The sequence below is a fragment of the Streptomyces hawaiiensis genome (genome assembly GCF_004803895.1).
Lineage (GTDB): Bacteria > Actinomycetota > Actinomycetes > Streptomycetales > Streptomycetaceae > Streptomyces > Streptomyces hawaiiensis.
This window is the reverse complement of sequence record NZ_CP021978.1, coordinates 4,649,270-4,669,786: the sequence shown is the minus strand read 5'-3', so window position 1 is coordinate 4,669,786 and position 20,517 is coordinate 4,649,270. Positions and strand designations below refer to the sequence as shown.

Annotated in this window: 15 protein-coding genes, 1 tRNA gene and 4 pseudogenes; 15 read left to right on the top strand and 5 right to left on the bottom strand. The window is 70.6% G+C overall.

The window, feature by feature from the left end; genetic code table 11:
* Window positions 1-237: 237 nt before the first annotated feature.
* Window positions 238-1,569 carry a hypothetical protein gene (locus CEB94_RS21565; RefSeq protein WP_246111874.1) on the bottom strand — a complete coding sequence of 444 codons (1,332 nt, stop codon included), beginning with the start codon at window positions 1,567-1,569 and terminating at the stop codon, window positions 238-240.
* 632 nt (window positions 1,570-2,201) lie between these two features.
* Here CEB94_RS21565 and CEB94_RS21560 point away from each other — a divergent pair.
* The 12 genes and pseudogenes from CEB94_RS21560 (at window position 2,202) to CEB94_RS21505 (ending at window position 15,568) form a co-directional block, all read left to right on the top strand.
* Window positions 2,202-3,473: a nucleotide sugar dehydrogenase gene (locus CEB94_RS21560; RefSeq protein WP_175433775.1), complete on the top strand. Its 1,272-nt coding sequence runs from the start codon at window positions 2,202-2,204 to the stop codon at window positions 3,471-3,473.
* A 28-nt stretch (window positions 3,474-3,501) separates the two neighbouring features.
* Window positions 3,502-3,675 (top strand): ComC/BlpC family peptide pheromone/bacteriocin, encoded by a 174-nt coding sequence (locus CEB94_RS21555; RefSeq protein ID WP_107063075.1) that lies wholly within the window; start codon window positions 3,502-3,504, stop codon window positions 3,673-3,675.
* Between the two features lie 41 nt (window positions 3,676-3,716).
* Window positions 3,717-5,003 (top strand): glycosyltransferase family 2 protein, encoded by a 1,287-nt coding sequence (locus CEB94_RS21550; RefSeq protein ID WP_246111873.1) that lies wholly within the window; start codon window positions 3,717-3,719, stop codon window positions 5,001-5,003.
* A 408-nt stretch (window positions 5,004-5,411) separates the two neighbouring features.
* Window positions 5,412-5,993 carry a dihydrofolate reductase family protein gene (locus CEB94_RS21545; RefSeq protein WP_175433773.1) on the top strand — a complete coding sequence of 194 codons (582 nt, stop codon included), beginning with the start codon at window positions 5,412-5,414 and terminating at the stop codon, window positions 5,991-5,993.
* Window positions 5,990-6,607 (top strand): dihydrofolate reductase family protein, encoded by a 618-nt coding sequence (locus CEB94_RS21540; RefSeq protein ID WP_246111872.1) that lies wholly within the window; start codon window positions 5,990-5,992, stop codon window positions 6,605-6,607. The genes CEB94_RS21545 and CEB94_RS21540 overlap by 4 nt, the downstream gene beginning before the upstream one ends.
* A 330-nt stretch (window positions 6,608-6,937) precedes the next feature.
* A pseudogene (locus tag CEB94_RS21535) lies at window positions 6,938-7,126 on the top strand (hypothetical protein); the annotation flags it as partial.
* A 125-nt stretch (window positions 7,127-7,251) separates the two neighbouring features.
* A complete protein-coding gene (locus CEB94_RS21530) occupies window positions 7,252-8,658 on the top strand; it encodes an FG-GAP-like repeat-containing protein (protein WP_175433772.1) in 1,407 nt (468 codons plus the stop codon).
* 35 nt (window positions 8,659-8,693) lie between these two features.
* Window positions 8,694-10,118 (top strand): FG-GAP-like repeat-containing protein, encoded by a 1,425-nt coding sequence (locus CEB94_RS21525; protein WP_175433771.1) that lies wholly within the window; start codon window positions 8,694-8,696, stop codon window positions 10,116-10,118.
* A 26-nt stretch (window positions 10,119-10,144) separates the two neighbouring features.
* Window positions 10,145-11,587 carry an FG-GAP-like repeat-containing protein gene (locus CEB94_RS21520; RefSeq protein WP_175433770.1) on the top strand — a complete coding sequence of 481 codons (1,443 nt, stop codon included), beginning with the start codon at window positions 10,145-10,147 and terminating at the stop codon, window positions 11,585-11,587.
* A gap of 17 nt (window positions 11,588-11,604) precedes the next feature.
* Window positions 11,605-12,957: an FG-GAP and VCBS repeat-containing protein gene (locus tag CEB94_RS21515; RefSeq protein ID WP_175433769.1), complete on the top strand. Its 1,353-nt coding sequence runs from the start codon at window positions 11,605-11,607 to the stop codon at window positions 12,955-12,957.
* 80 nt (window positions 12,958-13,037) lie between these two features.
* The gene (locus CEB94_RS21510) at window positions 13,038-14,474 is read left to right on the top strand and encodes a VCBS repeat-containing protein (protein WP_175433768.1); all 1,437 of its coding nucleotides are present in this window, start codon (window positions 13,038-13,040) and stop codon (window positions 14,472-14,474) included.
* Between the two features lie 83 nt (window positions 14,475-14,557).
* Complete coding sequence (locus CEB94_RS21505; RefSeq protein ID WP_175433767.1) at window positions 14,558-15,568, top strand: Yip1 family protein; 1,011 nt, start codon at window positions 14,558-14,560, stop codon at window positions 15,566-15,568.
* 85 nt (window positions 15,569-15,653) lie between these two features.
* Here the strand turns inward: CEB94_RS21505 and CEB94_RS21500 are convergent, their stop codons facing one another.
* Both CEB94_RS21500 and dcd read right to left on the bottom strand, forming a co-directional pair.
* The gene (locus tag CEB94_RS21500; protein ID WP_175437102.1) at window positions 15,654-16,151 is read right to left on the bottom strand and encodes a phosphoribosyltransferase; all 498 of its coding nucleotides are present in this window, start codon (window positions 16,149-16,151) and stop codon (window positions 15,654-15,656) included.
* A gap of 11 nt (window positions 16,152-16,162) precedes the next feature.
* Window positions 16,163-16,738 (bottom strand): dCTP deaminase, encoded by a 576-nt coding sequence (gene dcd / locus CEB94_RS21495; protein ID WP_175433766.1) that lies wholly within the window; start codon window positions 16,736-16,738, stop codon window positions 16,163-16,165.
* Between the two features lie 561 nt (window positions 16,739-17,299).
* Here dcd and CEB94_RS21490 point away from each other — a divergent pair.
* Window positions 17,300-17,373: transfer RNA gene (locus CEB94_RS21490), tRNA-Gly, on the top strand.
* Between the two features lie 49 nt (window positions 17,374-17,422).
* Here the strand turns inward: CEB94_RS21490 and CEB94_RS21485 are convergent.
* Window positions 17,423-18,403: pseudogene (locus CEB94_RS21485) on the bottom strand (tyrosine-type recombinase/integrase); the annotation flags it as partial.
* 36 nt (window positions 18,404-18,439) lie between these two features.
* Here CEB94_RS21485 and CEB94_RS42240 point away from each other — a divergent pair.
* Both CEB94_RS42240 and CEB94_RS21480 read left to right on the top strand, forming a co-directional pair.
* Window positions 18,440-18,487, top strand: a pseudogene (locus CEB94_RS42240) (hypothetical protein); the annotation flags it as partial.
* Window positions 18,488-18,509: 22 nt separating this feature from the next.
* A pseudogene (locus CEB94_RS21480) lies at window positions 18,510-19,082 on the top strand (DUF1152 domain-containing protein); the annotation flags it as partial.
* A 334-nt stretch (window positions 19,083-19,416) separates the two neighbouring features.
* On the opposite strand, the gene CEB94_RS21475 reads toward CEB94_RS21480, so the two are convergent.
* The gene (locus tag CEB94_RS21475) at window positions 19,417-20,019 is read right to left on the bottom strand and encodes a dihydrofolate reductase family protein (RefSeq protein ID WP_175433765.1); all 603 of its coding nucleotides are present in this window, start codon (window positions 20,017-20,019) and stop codon (window positions 19,417-19,419) included.
* Between the last annotated feature and the right edge of the window lie 498 nt (window positions 20,020-20,517).

The window sequence follows — 20,517 nt, the reverse complement described above, 5'->3', positions numbered from 1 at the left end:
CGTATGCCCGCGACTTGTGACCCAGCTCGCGAGTACTGCTGTGGCGCCTGTCAGCCCTGCGATCCATAGTCCGCTGTCCCCCACGTCAGTGAGTGTGAGGCTTGGCGGCCCGCCGGAACAGCCCCCATGCCCGATCAAAGCCCGCCAGGCCAGGGATGATCCGGGCCGGGAGCGGACCACAGGTGGGAGCACGCCGCTCGGCGGGCCGGTGCACCGGGCGCCGACCCGCCGTGGACGTCAGCGGCCCACCCTCACGGCATCCGACGTCGCCCCGCGGAACGACTCCGTCTTGTCGAACCGGGCGCGGAAGTAACCTCGCCGCGCATCGGCGATGTCCGCCGAGAAGGCGTGGCCCTCGCCGGACCAACTGGCCTGCGCCGTCAGCAGGTCCGTCCACCGCTTGCCGTCCCGCGAGTACTGGATGTGCACCGGGATGTCGGCGGGCGTCCAGCCGTCGGGGAAGTCCATCGCGCCCTCGACGTGCACGCCACCGTCCTGTGTACGGGTGGCCGAGAACGAGGTGAACACCGAGGCGCGCAGGACGGTGATCTCGGCGCTGTTCGCGGAGGCGGGGGCGATGAACGGGTCGTCGCTGTGCGAGGCCACGCGGAAGGTGCCGGTCTCCCCCGGGGTGTGGGTGAAGGTGGCGGACTTGCCGTCCGCTCCGGTGGTGAAGTAGCCGACGCTCGCCCAGTGCGTGCCGGAGGAGGCCTCGTAGAGGACGCCACCGCTCTGGCCCTCGAAGGGGACCCAGCCCTGCGCGGTCTCGCGCTCCAGCGTCGCCGTGACGGTGACCTGCTCTCCGAAGTCGATCGTCCGGGCTTCCACCGGGGTGTCGAAGGTCCAGCGCGTGGCCACCTGACGGATGTCGATCGGGGTCGAGGCGGACTCGCCGTACATGACGTACGGGTTGGCGCTGTCGTGGCGGTAGACGGCCTGGACCGGCACCGCGTCGTTCACGGTGACCGTGCCGGAGAAGCGGCCCTGCGCGTCGGTGTGGACGGTGTTCTCCGTCCAGTAGTCCACGTCGAGGTCCACCCGGTGGTCCGCCAGGGGCTTCAGCTCGCGGGTCGCCGGCCAGCGTCCCTTCAGGGTGCCGTCGACGCGCACCTGGCGGTGGTCGGTGTCGATCTCCGTACGGTCGGGGCGTACGTCCTCGAACACCGCCGCGACGTAATAGGCGAGAGTGCCCGCGGAGTTGTCGACGCTGCGGTCGCCGTCGGCGTCCGTGGCCTCGATGCGGACGGTGTAACTGCCCAGGTCCGGAAGGTCGAGGGGCTTCTTCGTCCGCCATACGCCGTTGTCCGCGGTGCCGGAGACGAGGCCGAAGGCGTCGGTCTCCACGACGGCGACTTCCCGCTGCGTGGCCGCGGAGACGAGATGGGCCCTGATGCCCGTGATGGCGCTGTCGGAGCTGATGCCGACCTCCAGGGTGCCGAGATCGCCCGAGGCGCTGTGCGCGTACCGCACGTCAGGAGCCTGCGCCTCCGCGGCGTTCGCCGCCGGAGAGCCGGTCACCAGGAGCGCGACGACACCGATGGCGGCCGAAGCCGCCCGAGTTCTGAACAAGGTCCCCCCCACAGGGATATGTAGAAGCCGCGTTCGCGACTGAACGCCCTTTCTATCGCACCGTGTTGACGAGGGGCGCCCGAGTTTCGCCGTGGTGGTGCCCTCGCGGTCCCCGCTCTCGGGGACACGGAGCACGTCACACCTCGGCCGGGGCGCTCACCGTCACCACATTCACCACCACCTGGGCGAACCGCCGGTAACCGTGACCGGGCGCGGTGGTGGTACAGGGGGCGCACACAGGGGCGCGCGATATTCGCGAATGCACCCGGGCGGACGCGTCCATCAGGGTCACCCTCGCCACAGAATGTGAAGATCGTAAGTTCCCGCAAGCGCCCTCAACTGGCAGCTGACCCGGCATCAGCCATCAACCAGCGCCTTCTCCATCGCACTTCACATATCGAATCAGTAAAGAGGGTTCCGTTCAGCGAATTATTGTTGAATCATGAAGGTCCACAAATGAGGGGGGTTTGTGAAGATCACCGGTTGCGCTTTGCGCACGGTCGGGCAAGGGGGCCCGGCGAGCCGGTGACGCGGTGGTGGTGCCGTTCCCACGCCGCTTCTCACGCAGTACCACGCCACGGCCGCCTGCTTCAGGAACAGGCGGCCGTGCTTCAGGGGTGAAGGAATCCACCATGCACATATGTGTGCTGGGGCAGGGCTATGTCGGCCTGCCCCTGGCCGTGAGGGCCGCCGAGGCCGGACACACCGTCACCGGCTACGAGCCCGACCGGGCGCGCTGCGAGGCGCTGGCCGCCGGGTCGTCGTACGTCGAGGACATCGGTGACGACCGGCTCCGGGCCGTGCTCGGTTCGGACGCGTACTACGCGAGCTCCGACCCGCAGGACCTCAAGGGGTTCGACATCGCCGTCATCACCGTGCCCACGCCGCTCACCGACCGCGCGCCCGACCTGAGTTGCGTACGGGACGCCGGTCGCGTGCTCGCCGAGTGGATCGAGCCGGGCGCCACCGTCGTGCTCGAGTCGACGACCCACCCCGGCACCACCCGTGACGTGCTCGTCCCGCTGCTGGAGGAGGGTTCCGGCCTCGTCGCCGGGCGGGACTTTTACGTCGGGTTCAGCCCCGAGCGCATCGATCCCGGCAACGCCGACTGGCGCCTGGAGAACACGCCGAAGATCGTGGCCGGTCTGACCGAGGACTGCCTGCGGCGGGTGAAGGACTTCTACGACACCGTCACCGACGTCACCGTGCCCGCCTCGGGGCTCGAAGAGGCCGAGCTGGCCAAGGTGTTCGAGAACACCTACCGGCACGTCAACATCGCGCTGGTCAACGAGCTCTCGCGGATGGCCCACACGCTCGGCGTGGACGTCTGGCACACACTGGAGCTGGCCGCGACCAAACCCTTCGGGTTCACCAGGTTCCTGCCCGGGCCCGGGGTCGGCGGGCACTGCCTGCCCATCGACCCGGTCTACCTCAGCCACCACGTCAAGGCGCGGCACGGGCAGACCTTCCGGCTCATCGAGCTGGCCCAGGACATCAACGAGAGTCAGCCGGACTACGTCGTACGCCGTCTGCAGGACGCCCTCAGCCGACGGTTCCGGCGGAGCGTGCACGGGGCGCGCATCCTCGCGCTCGGCGCCGCCTACAAGCCGGGCACCTCGGACGCCCGCCAGTCGCCGGCCGTCGAAGTCACCGACCGGCTGCGGCAGATGGGCGCGGACGTCACCGTCGTGGACCCCTATCTGCCGGTGGCGGACGGCACTTGCCCGGAGATCCCCTTCGCCACACCGGGGGCCGGTCCGGGTACGAGCGTCGCGGACTTCGACGCCGTCGTCCTGCTCACCCCGCACGCCGAGTTCGACCTCACTCAGCTCGCCGCCGAGGCGGCCTACGTACTGGACACGCGCGGCGTCATGGCCGCCGCACCTCACATCGAACGGCTCTAGAGAGCCACAGAAGGAAAGCAGGGACAACATGTACGGACAGAACGGTGTGGGCGCGGCGATCGGGACCGCCACGGGCGGAGCCGCCCTGGCGGCGACCGGCGGAACGGCGCTCGGGTGGATCGTGCTGGCGGCGATGCTCCTCGTGATCGGCGGTGTCGCGGCGTTCCGCCTGGCGACCCGCGGCAGGCGAGTGACCGCTTGAGCGCGTTCCCGGACCGTGCGCCACGGGTGAGGCTCACCGTGGTGACCGCTGTGGTGGTGGCGGCTCTGGCCGTTGCCACCGTGGTGGTGCACGCCCAGTCGAAGAGCCCGATCCTGACGTTCTACTGGTGGCTGGGCATGGCGGTGATCGTGCTCTGCCTGGTGTCGTTCCTGAAGGGCCGGTCCTTCACCCACCTCCCGGTCGCCCCGGGCCGGACCGTGGCGATCGTCCCGGCTTTCGAGGAGCCCACGGAGAACCTGCACCGCACGGTGCGGTCGCTGCTGGCGCAGACCCACCCGATCGACGAGATCCACGTCATCGACGACGGCTCGCGGCAGCATCCCGTCGAACCCTTCGACCACCCCCGGGTCTTCTGGCACCGGCAGGAGAACAAGGGCAAGCGCGGGGCCCAGGTCACCGTGCTGCGGCACCTCCAGGAGCAGAACAAGCACTTCGCGTACGTGCTCACCATCGACTCCGACGGCGAGCCCTTCCCCGACGCGCTGGAGCAGCAGCTGCGGGCCATGAGCAACCCGCGGATCCAGGCGACCACCGGCATGATCTACATCCGCAACTTCGAGGAGACCTGGGTCTCCCGGGCCGCGGACATCGACATCGGCACGTCCTGCGTGATGATGCGCTCCTCGCGCTCCATGCTCGGCGCCCTGGAGACCACCTCGGGCGCCCTGGCCCTCTACCGTGCCGAGCTCCTCTACGACCACCTCGACGCCTACGAGGTGGAGTGCGGCACGGGGGACGACCGCTGGCTGGCGCTCAGGGCGCTCATGCGCGGCGAGGTCGTGGCGGTCAACGAGGCCGGCGTCGTCACCGACATGCCGACGACGCTGAAGAAGACCTACCGGCAGCGGCTGCGGTGGGCCCGCTCCTGGTGGTGGATGCTGCCGTTCGTGTACGCGCGGCTGTCGCTGAAGCAGCTCATATCGCCGACGTTCGGGCTGCTCCAGCTCGTCATCACCCCGGTGATGCTGGCCTGGATCGTCGTCATGACGCTCCTGACCCTGGGCGGGCGGTACCACAACCCCGGCATCGCCCTGGTGTATCTCGCCGTGTACCTGGTGGTGCGCTTCGGCCAGTCCGGGCTGTACGTCCTGATGCGCCCGGACATGACCGCCCGCCAGCGCTGGCACTCCTGGCTCGTCGGCACCCCGGCGGCCGTGTTCATGAACATCGTGCTGCTGTGCCCGACGCGGTACTGGGCCCTGTTCAAGCTGCGCGACAACGCGTGGCAGTCACGGGGCCTGACGGCGAAGACGGCGCTGCCCGGGGGGCGGCACCGCGCGCCTGCGGAGAAGCCGATCGAGGTGTGAGTGCCCACCTCTTGTCCGAACCTGCGGAGCGAGTCGGCCGGTCGTCACGGTCGGCCGACCGCTTCCGCTTCGCCGGTCTGTCCGACGAGCTGTCATGTGTCATGAAAGATCCAGCCAACCCCCCGGCGGGCCGAGGCGCTTACTTCACGTTGGAGGTCCGGACCGACTCGGCCGCACGCCACGAGCACCCGTTGGCACGGGGAGCGTCGGCCTTCCCCGTCGGCCTCCCGAGCCCGATCACCGGCCCAGTCGTGCCCCCATGGCCGTAGCGCGCAGGCGGCCCAGGAGAAGCTGCGCGGTCGAGCCTGCCTCCCGGAGAGGATGAGCGCCGGGCGATGAGTTTCCGGCGCGCTCCCGGTCTACGGATGCGGAAAGGCCGCCCAGGCCCTCAACCGCACAGGAGCCCCCATGACCACCGTCGTGATGCACAACGTCGTCTCCGTCGACGGCTTCATCGCCGACGCGGACGACGACGTCGGTCCCCTCTTCGACTGGTACGGCAACGGCGAAGTCGAGATCAACGAGTACGCCAAGGTGTCCAAGGCCTCCGCCGACTACGTGCGGCCGGCCATGGCGAGGATCGGCACGCTGGTCGTCGGGCGGCACGTGTTCGACATGACCAACGGGTGGGACGGCGTGCCGCCGGCCGGTGAGCACCTGGTCGTCGTGTCGCACCGGCCGCGCCCCGTGGGGTGGCACCCCGACGCCCCGTTCCACTTCGTCGACGGCGTGGCGCAGGCCGTCGCCAAGGCCAGGGAGCTGACCGACGAGGACCGTGACGTCGGTGTGGCCGCCGGCGACGTCGGCGGGCAGGCCCTCGCCCTCGGCCTGGTCGACGAGGTCGCGATGGACGTCGTGCCTGTGGTCTTCGGCTCCGGCAAGCGCTACTTCGGCTCGGTCGACGCCCAGCACCTGCTCGAGGACCCGCACGTCGTGATCCAGGGCGACCGGGTGCTGCACCTGCGCTACCGGGTCCGCAAGCAGCCGTGACGAACCGGAGAGAAAGGCCGGACGCCTTGGACCCGCAGGCCGCCGAAGGCAAAGTGCTCTGGCACTTCACGATGTCCCTCGACGGGTTCGTCGCGGGCCCGAACCACACCATGGACTGGATGACAGGGACGGCCTTCCGGCCGGGCCTCGTCGAGGAGTACGCCGGGACGACCGGCGCGGTACTGGGCGGCCGGGCTGGCTGGGACGCCTGCCCCGACCCCAACGGCATCTACGGCGGGGCCTGGCAGGGGCCCCTGTTCGTGCTCACCCACCATCCGGAGGACGCGCAACCCACCCCGGGCGTCACCTTCCTGAGCTGCGACGTCGCCGAGGCGGTCCGGATCGCGTTGAAGGCGGCCGACGGGAAGAACGTCGAGGTCTTCTCCCCGGCCATCGGCCGGCAGCTCCTGGAGCGCGGACTGATCGACGAGATCGACCTGCACATCGCGCCCGTCCTGCTCGGCGACGGAATCCGGCTGTTCGACAACCCCGGGGGCGCGCCCGTCCGGCTGGAGCTGCTCACGGGGGAGGACCGTACGGCCGTGGTGGACGTGCGGTACCCGCCGGCGACCGCTGGTCGGTCACCGCGCACCTCGAGCAGCCCCGGAAATTAACCGAACTCACGTACAACCCTTACGTCCCTCTGCGGGTCTCTTGATCGCCGACCACCCGTGAACGCCCGGACAACTCCCGGCGAACACGGACAGTCCGGCCCTCCATCGACTGTGGATGTCCGCCAGGCATCCCCCGCATGCAGCAGGAGACCCCGCATGCAGCAGCACGAGCGCCCCTCCGGGCGCCGGCCCGCACCCGCTCACCCGTCCCGGCGCCCCCGCCTGCGGCTTGCCCTGGCGACCGCCGCCGCGGTCGCGCTGACCGGCACACTGCTCTCGGCCACGGCCGGCCCGGCGACGGCCGCGGACGGCACGCACGCCCCGCGGGCCGACTTCAACGGCGACGGCCGCGCCGACGTGCTGGCCGGCTCGTACGAGAACGACGGCAACGGCGCGGTCCTCTACCTGCCGTCCAACGGCACGAAGATCACCGCCACCGGCTCGCGCACCGTCTCCCCCAGCGCCTCGGGCGTCTCGACGACGGGCTACCCGAACTTCGGCGCGAACTTCGCCGACTGAGCGCCCGTACCGACCGAGACACCCTCGCACCCTCTCGGGGCCAAACCTTCCAGGTCAGGCCCACCCCCGCACCCTCTCGGGGCCAAACCTTCCAGGTCAGGCCCCTTCCCACCCGGAGCCCCACCTTGCGCAAGCGCACCCTCCTGCTGGCCGCCACGCTCACCACCGGCCTGCTCACCGCCACCCCCGCCACCGCCGCCCCCTCCGGTCTCGCCGGGGACTTCAACGGCGACGGATACCGCGATGTGGCGGCCGGCGCCCCGTGCGCCGACGTCGGCTCGGCCTCCTGCGCCGGCGCGGTCGTCGTGCTGTACGGCTCGGCGTCCGGTGTCTCGGCCGCCCGCAGGGCCGTCATCACCCAGAACTCCGCGGGCGTCCCCGGCACCGCCGAGTCCGGCGACCTGTTCGGCTCCGCCCTGGCCACCGGCGACCTGGACCGGGACGGCTACTCCGACCTCGTCGTCGGCACCAGCAGCGAGAGCATCGGCGACCGGGACGGCGTCGGCTCCGGCACGGTCCTGTGGGGCGGCAAGTCGGGCCTGGCCGGCGGCAAGGGCCTGCCGCAGCCGTCGACGCTCTCCGAGTACGGCAACTTCTCCCGGGGCATCGCGACCGGCGACTTCGACGGGGACGGAGACACGGACGTCACGCTCACCGGCCAGAGCCACACCCGCGTCTACCACGGCCCCTTCACGCGCACCGGCGGCCCGCTGAACCACCTCCGCGTCGGCGAGGTCGGCACCACGTTCGAGGTGATCGCCGGTGACATGACCGGCGACGGGGCGGCCGAGCGCGTCTACCCGTTCAACGTGGACGGCGACACCGGCGGCCAGATCGACTACTTCCGCTGGACCGGCACGACGTACAAGATGGCCGATCTACCGGACGCCGACGGCTACCCCGGTTCCATCGGCGACATCAACCGCGACGGCTACGGCGACCTCGTCCTCGGCGACTCCGCGGACCCGTACGACCTCAAGCCCGGCGGTCACAAGGGCGGGCAGGTCACCGTCTGGTACGGCGGCCCGAACGGCCCCGACCCGGCGCAGCAGCCGACCGTCGTCCACCAGGACACCGCGGGCGTGCCCGGCGCGGGTGAGGCCGAGGACGGCTTCGGCAGCGCAGTGAGCACCGGCGACATCAACGGCGACGGGTACGCCGACGTCGTGATCTCCGCCCCGGGCGAGGACGTCGGCTCGGCGACGGACGCGGGCTCGGTGACCGTGCTGTTCGGCTCCGCCTCCGGCCTGAGGACCGGCAGCGGCGTGAAGTCGTACACGCAGAACACCGCCGGGGTGCCCGGCTCCGCCGAGTCCTCGGACCGCTTCGGGTCCGCGGTCGACCTGACCGACGTGACCAAGGACGGCAAGGCGGACCTCGTCGTCGGCGTCCACGGCGAGAACTCCACGGGCGGCCTGTGGACCCTGCGCGGCTCCGCCTCCGGCCTGACCACGAGCGGCGCGCAGGGCATCACCACCACCGCCGTCTCCCTCAAGGGCAGCGTCAACCTCGGCTCGGTCGTGGCCCGGTGAGACCCCGCCGACTCCCCTGCGAGGCACGTACACCCATGCGCATCCGTATCACCGCCGCAGTCCTCGCGGCGGCCCTGACCCCGCTCGCCCTCACCCTCTGCGCCCCCGCCGCGCACGCCGCGACGGCCGCCGCCCCCTACGACTTCAACGGCGACGGCCGCACCGACCTCGCGATCGGCGCGCCGGGCGCCACCGTCTCCGGGCAGGCGAGGGCGGGTGCCGTGTCGGTGGTCTACGGCAGCACCGGCGGGCCGAAGAGCTCCACGCGCACGCTCCTGACGCAGAACACCGCCGCAATGCCCGGTGCCGCCGAGGCCGACGACGCCTTCGGCTCCGCGCTCGCCTCCGCCGACCTGAACACCGACGGCTACGCCGACCTGCTGATCGGCACGCCCGGCGAGGACGGCAGCGACAGCAACGACGGCACGGTCACGATCGTCTGGGGCTCCGCGTCCGGTTTGTCCGGCGCCCGTTCGCTGTTCAGCTTCTTCAGCACCGACTACGACCGGTACGGCCGGGCGCTGGCCGCGGGCGACTTCGACGGCGACGGGGACATCGACGTCGCGGTGGGTTCCACCGGCCCGGTCACCCTCTCCCTCGTGGACGGGCCGATCACCAGGACCAGTGCGTCCAACGGCGGTTCGGGCTCGCGCAACGACTGGTGGTCGTCCTCGAACGGCGTCACCCACCTCTCCTCCGGCGACGTCACCGGCGACGGCCGCCCCCGCCTGGTCCTGCACGGCCGTGCCGCGCACAACGGCGCCGCCGCCACCTCCCTGGCCGACCTGCGGATCGGCAACTACGTCGACTGGCTGCAGAACCTGCCCGCCGGGTTCGTCTCCGCCGTGGGCGACATCGACGGCGACGGCCACGACGACATCGCCGTGGGAAACGACCGGGAGGCGTCGGCCGACCCCGAGGGCGCCCTCGGCGGCAAGGTCACCGTCGTCTACGGCGGACCCGACGGCCGCGACGGCGGCCGCGCCCCGCTCGTCCTCACCCAGGACACCGCCGGTGTGCCCGGCGCCTCCGAGAGGGGCGACCGCTTCGGCAGCGGCGTCTCCCTCGGCGACGTCAACGGCGACGGATACGCCGACCTGGCGATCGGCACCGCGGGCGAGAACAGCTCCGCCGGTGCCGTCACCGTGCTGTACGGCTCGGCGTCCGGCCTGACCACCAAGGGCGCCACGTCGTACACGCAGAACACGGCGGGTGTGCCCGGCGGTTCGGAGGCGGGCGACCGGTTCGGTGAGCGCGTCACGCTCACCGACCACACCGGCGACCGCCGCGCCGACCTGTCCGTCTCCGCGCCGGGCGAGAACGCCGGCGACGGCGCCGTCTGGTCCCTGCGCGCCACGGCGAGCGGCCTGACGACCACCGGTTCCGTCAGCTTCGGCCCGGGCACGACAGGCGTCTCGACATCCGGCACACCGGGCTACGGCACCGCCCTCAACTCCTGATCACCGACAACGGGGACGACTCACAGATGCGCAAGCGCACCCTCCTCCTGGCCACGGCCCTCACCACCGGCCTGCTCACGGCCCTGCCCGGGGCGGCCACCGCCGCCCCCGCCACCGGCCCGACCGCCGACTTCAACGGCGACGGCTACGGCGACATCGCCTTCGCCGCCCCGTACGCCAGGGTCGACGGCCAGGGCATGGCCGGCTACGTCGCCGTGGTCTACGGCGGCGCCACCGGCCTCGATCCGGCCAAGCGCACCGTGGTCAGCCAGAACACCGCCGGTGTGCCCGGCGCCGCCGAGGCCGAGGACGCCTTCGGCGAGGCGCTCGCCCTGGCCGACCTCAACGGCGACGGCTACACCGACCTCGCGGCCGGCTCCCCCGGCGAGGACGTCGGCGACGATGTCGACGGCGGCTCCGTCACCGTCCTGTGGGGCTCGGCGAGCGGCCTGAAGAACGGCACCACGGTCAAGGACCCGGCGGCCTCCGCGCACGACAACTGGGGCAACCTGCTGACCGCCGGCGACTTCGACGGCGACGGCAAGGCGGACCTGGCCGCGAGCGCCTACGCGGACCCGTACGTCATCCGCGGCGGCTTCACGACCACCGGCACCACCGGCGTCGTCCAGCGGGTCGCCCTGCCCGAGACGTCGTACAGCGTCGACGCCCTGGCGGCGGGCGACACCGACAACGACGGCAGGTCCGACCTGGCCCTCACCTACCGCGTGCGCCTGAACGAGGACGACACGGGCAGCTGGTCCAAGGGCGCCGCCTACCTCGGCACCGCCACCGGCCTGGACACCTCGCTCCCCCGGCCGCTGAACGGCGGCACCTCCCTCGCTCTCGGTGACATCGACGGCGACGGCTACGACGAGATCGCCATCGGCAACGTCCTCTCGAAGGAGAACGACCACAGCGGTTCGCTCGGCGGCAAGGTCGTCGTGATCCGCGGCTCGGAGGGCGGCCCGGTCAACGGCGACGCGCCCATGGCCGAACTCACCCAGGACTCCGAGGGCGTCCCCGGCGCCGACGAGGCGGACGACGGCTTCGGCAGCGCCGTAGACATCGGTGACATCGACGGCGACGGCTACGGCGACCTCGCCATCGGCGTCGTCTTCGAGGACGTCGGCACCACCGAGGACACCGGCGCCACCGTCCTGATGAACGGCTCGGCCTCCGGCGTCTCGCGCACCGGCGCCCGCACCTTCACCCAGGCCACCGCCGGCGTCCCGGGCTCGGCCGAGGCCATGGACTACTTCGGCTCCGACGTCCTGCTGGCCGACGTCACCGAGGACGGCCACCCCGAGTTCACGATCACCGCCGGCTTCGAGGACGAGGGCATCGGCGCGCTCACGACCCTGCGCGGCTCGGCCACCGGCCCCGTCACCGACGGCGCCCGCTCGTTCGGCCCGGGCAGTTTCGGCCAGGCCCGCTCCTACGGCGCGTTCGGCGCCGGCCTCATCGGCTGACGAACCAGGAGACCCACATGCGTAGATCCACCACGACCGCCCTGGTCGCCGCCCTGCTGGCGACCGGCGTCACCCCCGTGTTCCTGACCGGCCCCGCCTCCGCGGCGGTGGCCAAGCACTACGACGACTTCAACGGCGACGGCCGCCGCGACCTCGCCTACGGCGGCTACAACGACGTCGACCGCGAAGGCGGCACGATCACCGTCGTGTACGGCACCGCCACCGGCCTCGACACCGCCCACCCGAAGTACCTCCACCAGGACAGCGCCGGCGTCCCCGGGTCCGGGGAGGAGGACGACCAGTTCGGCGCGTCCCTCGCGAGCGCCGACCTCAACAAGGACGGCTACGCGGACCTCGTCGTCGGCAACCCCATGGAACACGTGGGCAGCGACGACTACCGCGGCACGGTCACCGTCCTGTGGGGTTCGAAGTCCGGCCTGTCCGGCGGCACCAACATCACCCCCCTGGGCGGCGCGGCCGGCCACTTCGGCCGCGACCTGGCCACCGGCGACTTCACCGGCGACGGCTCCCCCGACCTGGCGGTGATCGGCGGCGAGGAGGCGTGGCTGTACCGCGGCCCCTTCACCAAGTCGGGCACGACCGGCAAGGTCAGCAAGATCGACAAGGGGTCGGGCGGCTGGTACTCCACCGCTCTCGCGGCCGGAAAGGTCGACGGGGACGGCAAGACCGACCTGGTGGTCATCGGCACGGAGATCACCGGCAGCGACATCCGCGAGCGCGCCTGGTTCCTCAAGGGCACGTCCTCCGGCCTCGCCTCGGGTGCCTCCAAGACCCTCAGCGACCGGCAGCAGGGCCTCTACCCGAGCCCCGTCATCGGCGACTTCGACAAGAACGGCTACGGCGACATCGCCCTCGGCGTGCCCGACAAGGACAACGGCAAGGGCGCGGTCACGATCTGGCGCGGCACGGCGTCGGGCCCGGGCACGTCGGTCACCTTCACCCAGGCCACCTCCGGCGTGTCCGGCAGCCCCGAGGCCGACGACAACCTCGGCTACGCGATCTCGGCCGCCGACACCAACGGCGACGGCTACGCGGACCTCGCGGTCGGCGTCCCGCACGAGGACGTCGACGGCAAGGAGGATCAGGGCGGTGTCCACGTGTTCCGCGGCGGCTCCGGCGGCCTCAGCGGCGCGCGCTCCTCGTGGATCGCCCAGACGGTGCTCGGCCCGGCCGACTCCCACGCCTCCTTCGGCTACACCCTTCGCCTGCGCGACCTGACCGGCGACGGCCGGGCGGACCTGGCCGTCGGCGCGTCGGGCGGCGCGCTGCTCATGCCCGGCACGGGCACGGTGCCGACGAAGACCGGCGCGATCACCCTGCCGGAGCTCGGCGGCACGCTGCCCGACTGACCTGCCCTGAGCCGGCCCGAGAGCGAGCCCTGCCCGGGCCGGCCCTGCCCACCCCGCCCCTCCGACCGCAAGGATCACGCATGCCTCACCGCGCTCCCCACGCCCTCGCGGCCCTGACCACCACGGCCGTGCTGGGCGCAGCCCTGCTCGCCGCCGTACCGGCGGCCTCCGCCGCCCCCGCCAAGTACGCCGACGACTTCAACGGCGACGGCTACCGCGACCTCGCCACCGCCGCGCCCTACGCCCCCGTCGGCGGCAAGACCGACGCGGGCGCCGTCGTCGTCACCTACGGCTCCGCGAACGGCATCAGCGCCTCCCGCCGTACCGTCCTCACCCAGGACACCGCCGGCATCCCCGGCACCGCCGAGCAGGGCGACCGCTTCGGCAAGGCCCTCGCCTCCGGCGACCTGAACGCCGACGGGTACGCCGACCTCGTGATCGGCAGTGTCGGCGAGGACGTCGAGTCGGACGTGGACGGCGGCTCCGTCACCGTCGTCTGGGGCGGCAAGAGCGGCCTGTCCGGCGGCAAGGGCGTCTCCGACCCGGCCGTGTCCGCCCACGACGAGTACGGCATGTCCCTGGCCGTCGCCGACTTCAGCGGGGACGGCCGCCCCGACCTCGCCGTCGGCAGCACCGGCAGCGACATCTGGATCCACCAGGGCTTCACCAAGGCCTCCGGCGCGGCGTCCCGCGACGAACTCGCCACCGGCCTGCAGACCGGCAGCAGCATCTACGGCGCCCAGAACCTCTCCACCGGCGACATCAACGGCGACGGCACCGACGACCTGGTGGTCACCGGCAGCGAGGCCTCGACGTACGACGACGGCAACATGATCTACCTCGGTTCCGCCTCCGGCCTGACGTACCAGACGTTCCTGAAGAGCGGCGGCTGGGAGCTGGCCACCGTCGGCGACCTCAACGGCGACGGCTACGAGGACGTCGTCTCGGCGGCGTACGGCGGCGACGGCAAGAGCCTCGGCGGCTCCGTCAGCGCCTACCTCGGCAGCGCGAACGGCGTCCGTACCCAGCCCCAGACCACGATCAACCAGGACACCGCAGGCGTCCCCGGCGCGGACGAGGAGGGCGACTGGTTCGGCAACGACCTCTCCATCGCCGACGTCAACGGCGACGGCTACGGCGACCTGGCCGTCGGCACCCTCCACGAGACCGTCGGCACCGCCAAGATCGCCGGCAGCGTCACCGTGCTGCGCGGCTCCGCCACCGGCCTGACCGCCACCGGCGCGCAGTCGTTCACCCAGAACACCGCGGGCGTCCCCGGCACCGCCGAGTCCGCCGACCGCTTCGGCGCCTCCGTACGCCTGTCCGACCTCACCGGCGACGGCAAGGCGGACCTGTCCGTCGGCGCGGACGGCGAGAACCACCCCTCCGGCTCGGTCTACAGCCTGCGCGGCTCGGCCTCCGGCGTGAGCACCACGAACGCGATCAGCTTCGGGCCGGGCTCCCTCGGCATGTCGACCACCGGCTACCTGAGGCTGGGCCAGGACATGCTGAGCTGACCCCGCCGCGAACGGTCGGGGCGATGCCCGTACGGCCGAACCCTGAGGGCCCACGGACGCTCAAGGCCCCTTCCCCTTAAGGGATGTCACAGCTCGGCCGCAAAGCCGGGCCCGGAAGCCCGGGCCCGGCACGCCACCGCCGGGGACCAGGTACGTTCGAAGACGTGGCTGGATTCAGGATCGGACGCGGCCGGAACAACGGCGCTCCTCAGACGCGACCGCACAACCCTCCGTACGGGCAGCAGACGCCGCAGGGACCGTCGTACGGCGCCCCGCCGGCGCCGCAGCCGTACCCGCAGCAGCAGCCGTACGGCAACGGCGGCGGCCCCGCATGGCCGCAGCCGAACGCCGGGCACGGCGGCGGCTACGGCGGCCAGGGCGAGCCGGAGTACTTCGGCGACGGCGCGTACCCGCCCGGCCCGCAGGGACCGCCCGACCCGTACGCGGCGAACAACCCGGGCCACACCCAGGCCTTCTCGGTCGGTGAGGACCCGTACACGCAGGGCGACACCTACCGCGCCGGCTCGGCTGCCCCGGCGCCCGGACCGGTCGGCCCGCGGCTGCACTGGAAGGCCCTGCTCCGGGGGATCGTCCTCGCCCCCAACCAGACGTTCCTCCAGATGCGGGACTACTCGATGTGGGGCCCGGCCCTCATCGTCACGTTCCTCTACGGCCTGCTCGCCGTCTTCGGCTTCGACGGCGCCCGCAAGGATGCGATAAACGCCACACTGTCGAACGCGGTCCCGATCGTCCTGACGACGGCCGTCGCGATGGTGCTCAGCGCCTTCGTCCTGGGCGTGGTCACCCACACCCTGGCCCGCCAGCTGGGCGGTGACGGCGCCTGGCAGCCCACGGTCGGCCTGTCCATGCTGATCATGTCCCTCACGGACGCGCCCCGCCTGGTCTTCGCGATGTTCGCGGGCGGCGACGCGATGTTCGTCCAGCTGCTGGGCTGGGCCACCTGGATCGCGGGCGGCGCCCTGCTGACCCTCATGGTCGGCCGCTCCCACGACCTGCCGTGGCCGAAGGCCCTGGGCGCGTCGGCGATCCAGCTGATCGCGCTGCTGTCGATCGTGAAGCTGGGCACGGTCTGAGGCTCCGCACGCACGAGAGAGGGGCTCCCCACCGGGGAGCCCCTCTTTTTTTTCACCCTCTTACTCACCCTCTTTTTCACGACTGTCAGGCGTCGAGCACCTGCCCCGCCCGCCGCACCACGGGCGGTTCCACACTCCACGGGAAGTTGATCCAGTCGTCGGTCCGCTTCCACACGTACTCGCACTTCACCAGCGACTGCGACTTCTCGTAGACGACGGCGCTGCGCACCTCGGCGACGGTGTCGAGGCAGAAGTCGCGCACCAGCTTGAGCGTCTTGCCGGTGTCGGCGACGTCGTCGGTGATCAGCACCTTCTTCCGCGAGAAGTCGATCACGTTGGGGACGGGGGCGAGCATGACGGGCATCTCGAGGGTCGTCCCCACGCCGGTGTAGAACTCCACGTTCACCAGGTGGATGTTCTTGCAGTCCAGGGCATAGGCGAGCCCGCCGGCCACGAACACGCCGCCGCGGGCGATGCTCAGGACTATGTCGGGCTCGTACCCGTCGTCGGCGATGGCCTGCGCGAGCTCGCGCACGGCGACGCCGAACTTCTCGTAGGTCAGGTTCTCCCGCACGTCACTCACGCTCGTGTCGCTCACACCTGGGTCCGGTGGAAGTTGAGGAAGGACCGGGAGGCGGTCGGCCCGCGCTGCCCCTGGTAGCGGGACCCGTACCGCTCGCTGCCGTACGGGAATTCGGCGGGCGAGCTCAGCTTGAACATGCACAGCTGCCCGATCTTCATGCCCGGCCAGAGCTTGATGGGCAGGGTGGCGAGGTTGGACAGCTCCAGGGTCACGTGCCCGCTGAAGCCGGGGTCGATGAAGCCGGCGGTGGAGTGCGTCACCAGCCCCAGACGCCCCAGCGAACTCTTGCCCTCCAGCCGGGAGGCCAGATCGTCGGGCAGGGAGATGACCTCGTACGTGCTGGCGAGGACGAACTCCCCGGGGTGCAGGATGAACGGCTCGTCCCCCTCCGGCTCCACGAGCCGGGTGAGATCGGCCTGCTCGATGGCGGGGTCGATGTGGGGGTAACGGTGATTCTCGAACACCCGGAAGTAGCGGTCCAGCCGCACATCGATGCTCGACGGCTGCACCATCGCGTCGTCATACGGATCGATCCGCACCCGCCCGGCGTCGATCTCGGCCCGGATGTCCTTGTCTGAGAGAAGCACGCCCCGAGGATACGCAAGACGCGCGGAGCGACCACAACCGGACGTCTCCGCGCGCCTTATGCCTGTTGCCTTTAGCTTTGTCCGTCACCGCTGCCACGGCTGCTGCCGCCGCTACGGCTACTGCCGCCGCTACCGCTTCTGATAGCTGACGGGCACCACGCTCCGGAGCCGCGCACATCGCGGGCACCGAAGCAGCCGCCCGGGGCCGAGCCGCTCGGCCTGCTGCATCGGGAACGAAGCGGTACTGAACACGTGCCCATCGGCACAACGGACGACGGTGCGCTCCATCAAGTCCAAGAGTCCCTTCCCCAAGAGCCGCGTCTGGCTGCTGCTTGCCTGACGACAAAAGCCACAGTACGGGATCAAAGGGACGGCCTTCCAGGCGGCACTCCGGTCCCGCCCGGGCCCTCACAAGCCCCTCCACCGTACGCCCCAACTCCGTTGCCCCGCAGCCGCGTCCCACCCCTGAAACGCCCTCAGGCCCCGCGGCACGAACGCCGGAGGCCTGACATGAGGTAGAGTGAGCGGGCATTCGGACACCGATTCCGATCGGCGTCTTACGCGGGTGTAGTTTAATGGTAGAACATCAGCTTCCCAAGCTGAGAGCGCGAGTTCGATTCTCGTCACCCGCTCCATGATGAAGGCCCAGGTCAGAGACCTGGGCCGTTTTGCTGTCCGCTGTGATCACTGGCCGCGTGCCAGATTCGTGCCAGAACGCTTCTCGGCGGCCTTCCGGGCAGCCTCTTCCCGAGCCTTCCGGACCGTGCCGTCGAGGCCGGCGGCGACCTCCTCCTGTCGTTCCTCGTCCGAGTGCTGATAGATCAGCGCGGCCTTCTCGGACGACTGTCCGGCGCGCACCATCGTGTCCTTCAGGGTGGCACCGGAACGGGTGGAGAGGGTGTGCCCGGTGTGCCGCAGGTCGTAGAACCGGAAGCCCTCCGGCATGCCGACGATCTCCCGGGCCTTCCGCCACTTCCGCCCGAAGGTGCTGCGCCGGAAGGGAGCCCCCTTCTCCCCGACGAAGAGCAGCCCGTCCGGGCCCGGCTCGGCGTAGGACTCCAGATGCCACCGAAGCTCCCGTCGGAGGAAGGCGGGAAGAATCACAGTCCGGGTGCCAGCCTCGGACTTGGTGTCGCCCTGGACGCGCCGCCCGTTCATCCGCTCCGGCTCGGCGAGGCGGACCCGAAGCCGTAGGTGGTCGAGGTCGGCGTCCCGGCGCCGGAGACCGGCCAGCTCCTCCGGTCGGAGCGGACCGTAGGCGCCGAGGTAGACCATCAGCCGCCACCGCATGCCGACCGCGTTGGCGAGGGCGTCCACCTGGCCGACGGTGGCGATACGCCGCTCAGCTGCCTTCTCCTTACCGGCACCCTTGATCCGGCACGGATTGCGCGTGATCAGCTCATCGTCCACGGCCGTCTCCATGATGGCCTTGAGGAGCCGGTACGCCTTAGCGGTGATGGTCTTGGCACCCGTGAGCCGCAGCCGTTCGGCCCGCCACTCCCGGACTCGGGGCGCAGTGATCTCGTCCAAGTCCAGGTCGGCTAACGCGAACAAGTGCTTGTCGAGGAGGTACCGGTAGAGGTCCTGCGTCAGCGGCGCGAGCTCCCGTTCCTCCACCCACTTCTCGGCGTAGGCCCGGAAGTCCACCGCGCCTGCATCGTCGTCGCAGCAGGAGGAGGGGGCGACGCAGTCGCCGCCACAATGCTTCACGCCGCCCTCTACGGCGACGAGGACCAGGCGGTGATCCTCACGTACGCGTGGGACCGCCTCCGAACTGCACAACATGCTTGGCCCGCTCCTCCACACCTTCACCGCGAAGGACGTCGAGCCGATCAGCTCGGTCCTGGAGTGGCACCCCTCCGAGGCAACCGGAATGCTGGTAGCGACAGCCCGAGGCGTACGCGGCACATGCGAGATGCGAGACGCCGGACTCCCCGTCCACCTCACCGACGAAGGCCCAACCGTCCACGAGGTCGACCTGGACGAGGCACTGAGCCACAACCAGTTGGCCCGCGCGATCCTGACGACTTCAACCCTGGACGAGGCAGAAGCGCACAGCCGCGAGATCTGCGGCTACTCGGAAATCGACTACGAGCGCAATGAGGCCGCATGGCTCAAGGACCAACCACCGTTGCAGCTCGAACCCGAGGCCGTACTGTCCCAACTCGACCAGTTCGAAGCTGAGGCACAAAGCCGCGGAGTCACCCACACAACGTTCCGCCGTATCACCGAGGCCCTGAACCTCAACGGCTCCCTACGCGAAGACCTACGCCAACTGCTCATCAACAGCCGTCCAGAGCAGTACGACGCGCCCTTGTGGCGCATCACATCCACTCCTGAGTAACAACCTTCTCTACGGGTTCAAGGCCCGCGCACGGCGCGGGCGCGCGCCACCTCTGCGGCGCGGCCTGCCTCCTGTCTGCGCCCCGGCTGGCCGCGCCCGGCGGCGCGCTCGGCGTCTGCGGGCATGAAGCGGGAGACACCCTCTGTGGCTGGGGCGGTCGGCTCCACGGCTTTAGGCAGCCCCTTGGGGCGAGCCTCTAAGATCATGGCCCCAACGTCGTGCTGGAACAGGCAGGTCCACAGACTGCCCGACGCGCCGGAAGCTTACGGGGCCATGATCACTCGCCCCAAAGCAGTTCCAGCCCAAAGCCGCTCCACCGACCTCGTGGGCAGGCTCACGTCTGGTCGGTGTAGCGCGTGTAGGTGAGGAACAGCGCTCCGCTCTTCAAGACGGTGTGGTCGGTGAGTTCCCAGCGACACGGTTCGAAGGTGGCCTTCCGGGAAAAGAGGGGTATCCCGGCACTGATGGTCAGGGATCCCACCTTGAGGATCAGCTGATCGATCTCGGCGTACAGGGCATTGGCCAGCTCGGCACCACCGATGAGCCAGATGTCCTTGCCGTCCTCTTGCTTCAGCTCGCGTACCTTGGCCACCGGATCGTCGGCTACCAGTTCGACGGCAGGGTCCGGGCTTTCAGACAGGGTTCGTGAGAAGACGAGATGACGCAGGTGAGGGTAGGCGTCGGTAATCCCGGCCGCGAGGCCGATCTCGTAGGTGCGCCGTCCTTCGAGGACGGTGTCAAAGCGTGTTCCTTCGGCCGTGACGGACAGTGCCGCCCGGGCTGGAGCGGGGAGAGTCTCCGGGTACTCCGTGACGATGTGCTGGAGGTAGTCATCGGGGATCGGCCAGAAGCCGTTCGGGCCGGTGGGATCGGCGCCGTCCGGCCCGGCGATAAAACCGTCGAGCGTGGTGGCGATGTAGTAGACGAGCCTGCGCACGGATGGCCTTTCGTCGATTGGCTGCGATGGTGCGGCTCGAAGCGACCGTTTCGTGCAGAGTTGACGGCCCCCCGATCGCATGGCGATCATCGCACGGCCTGTGGCACCGCAGGAGGATCTTGGGAAGCCTCGGGTTCGGAGGCCCGTGCCGTCGCAGAGCTTGGCTGCCGCAACAGCCGGAGTGACCTGAGCGTCCCCGCTACCGATCACATCCGCCCCTGTAAGGCGGCCGTCGTCTCTGATTGGCCCGGGCCTCGGATGAGTGTCTAACTGCGTGACAACGCCGACGTACAACGGCGGATAATCACGCACATCCGCGGACCATCACCCGCAGGTGAGAGGTGTACCAGCCCAAGGTCGAGCCCTCACCCAAGTTGCTTCGGGGCCAAGAGGTCATCGCTGAAAGCCACACTGCCACGCGTCTGCCGTCGCGACTTTGCTCTGGTCGACGACATCGGCAGCATGGCTAAGGCCGGTGGGGGTGCAGCGAGACACACG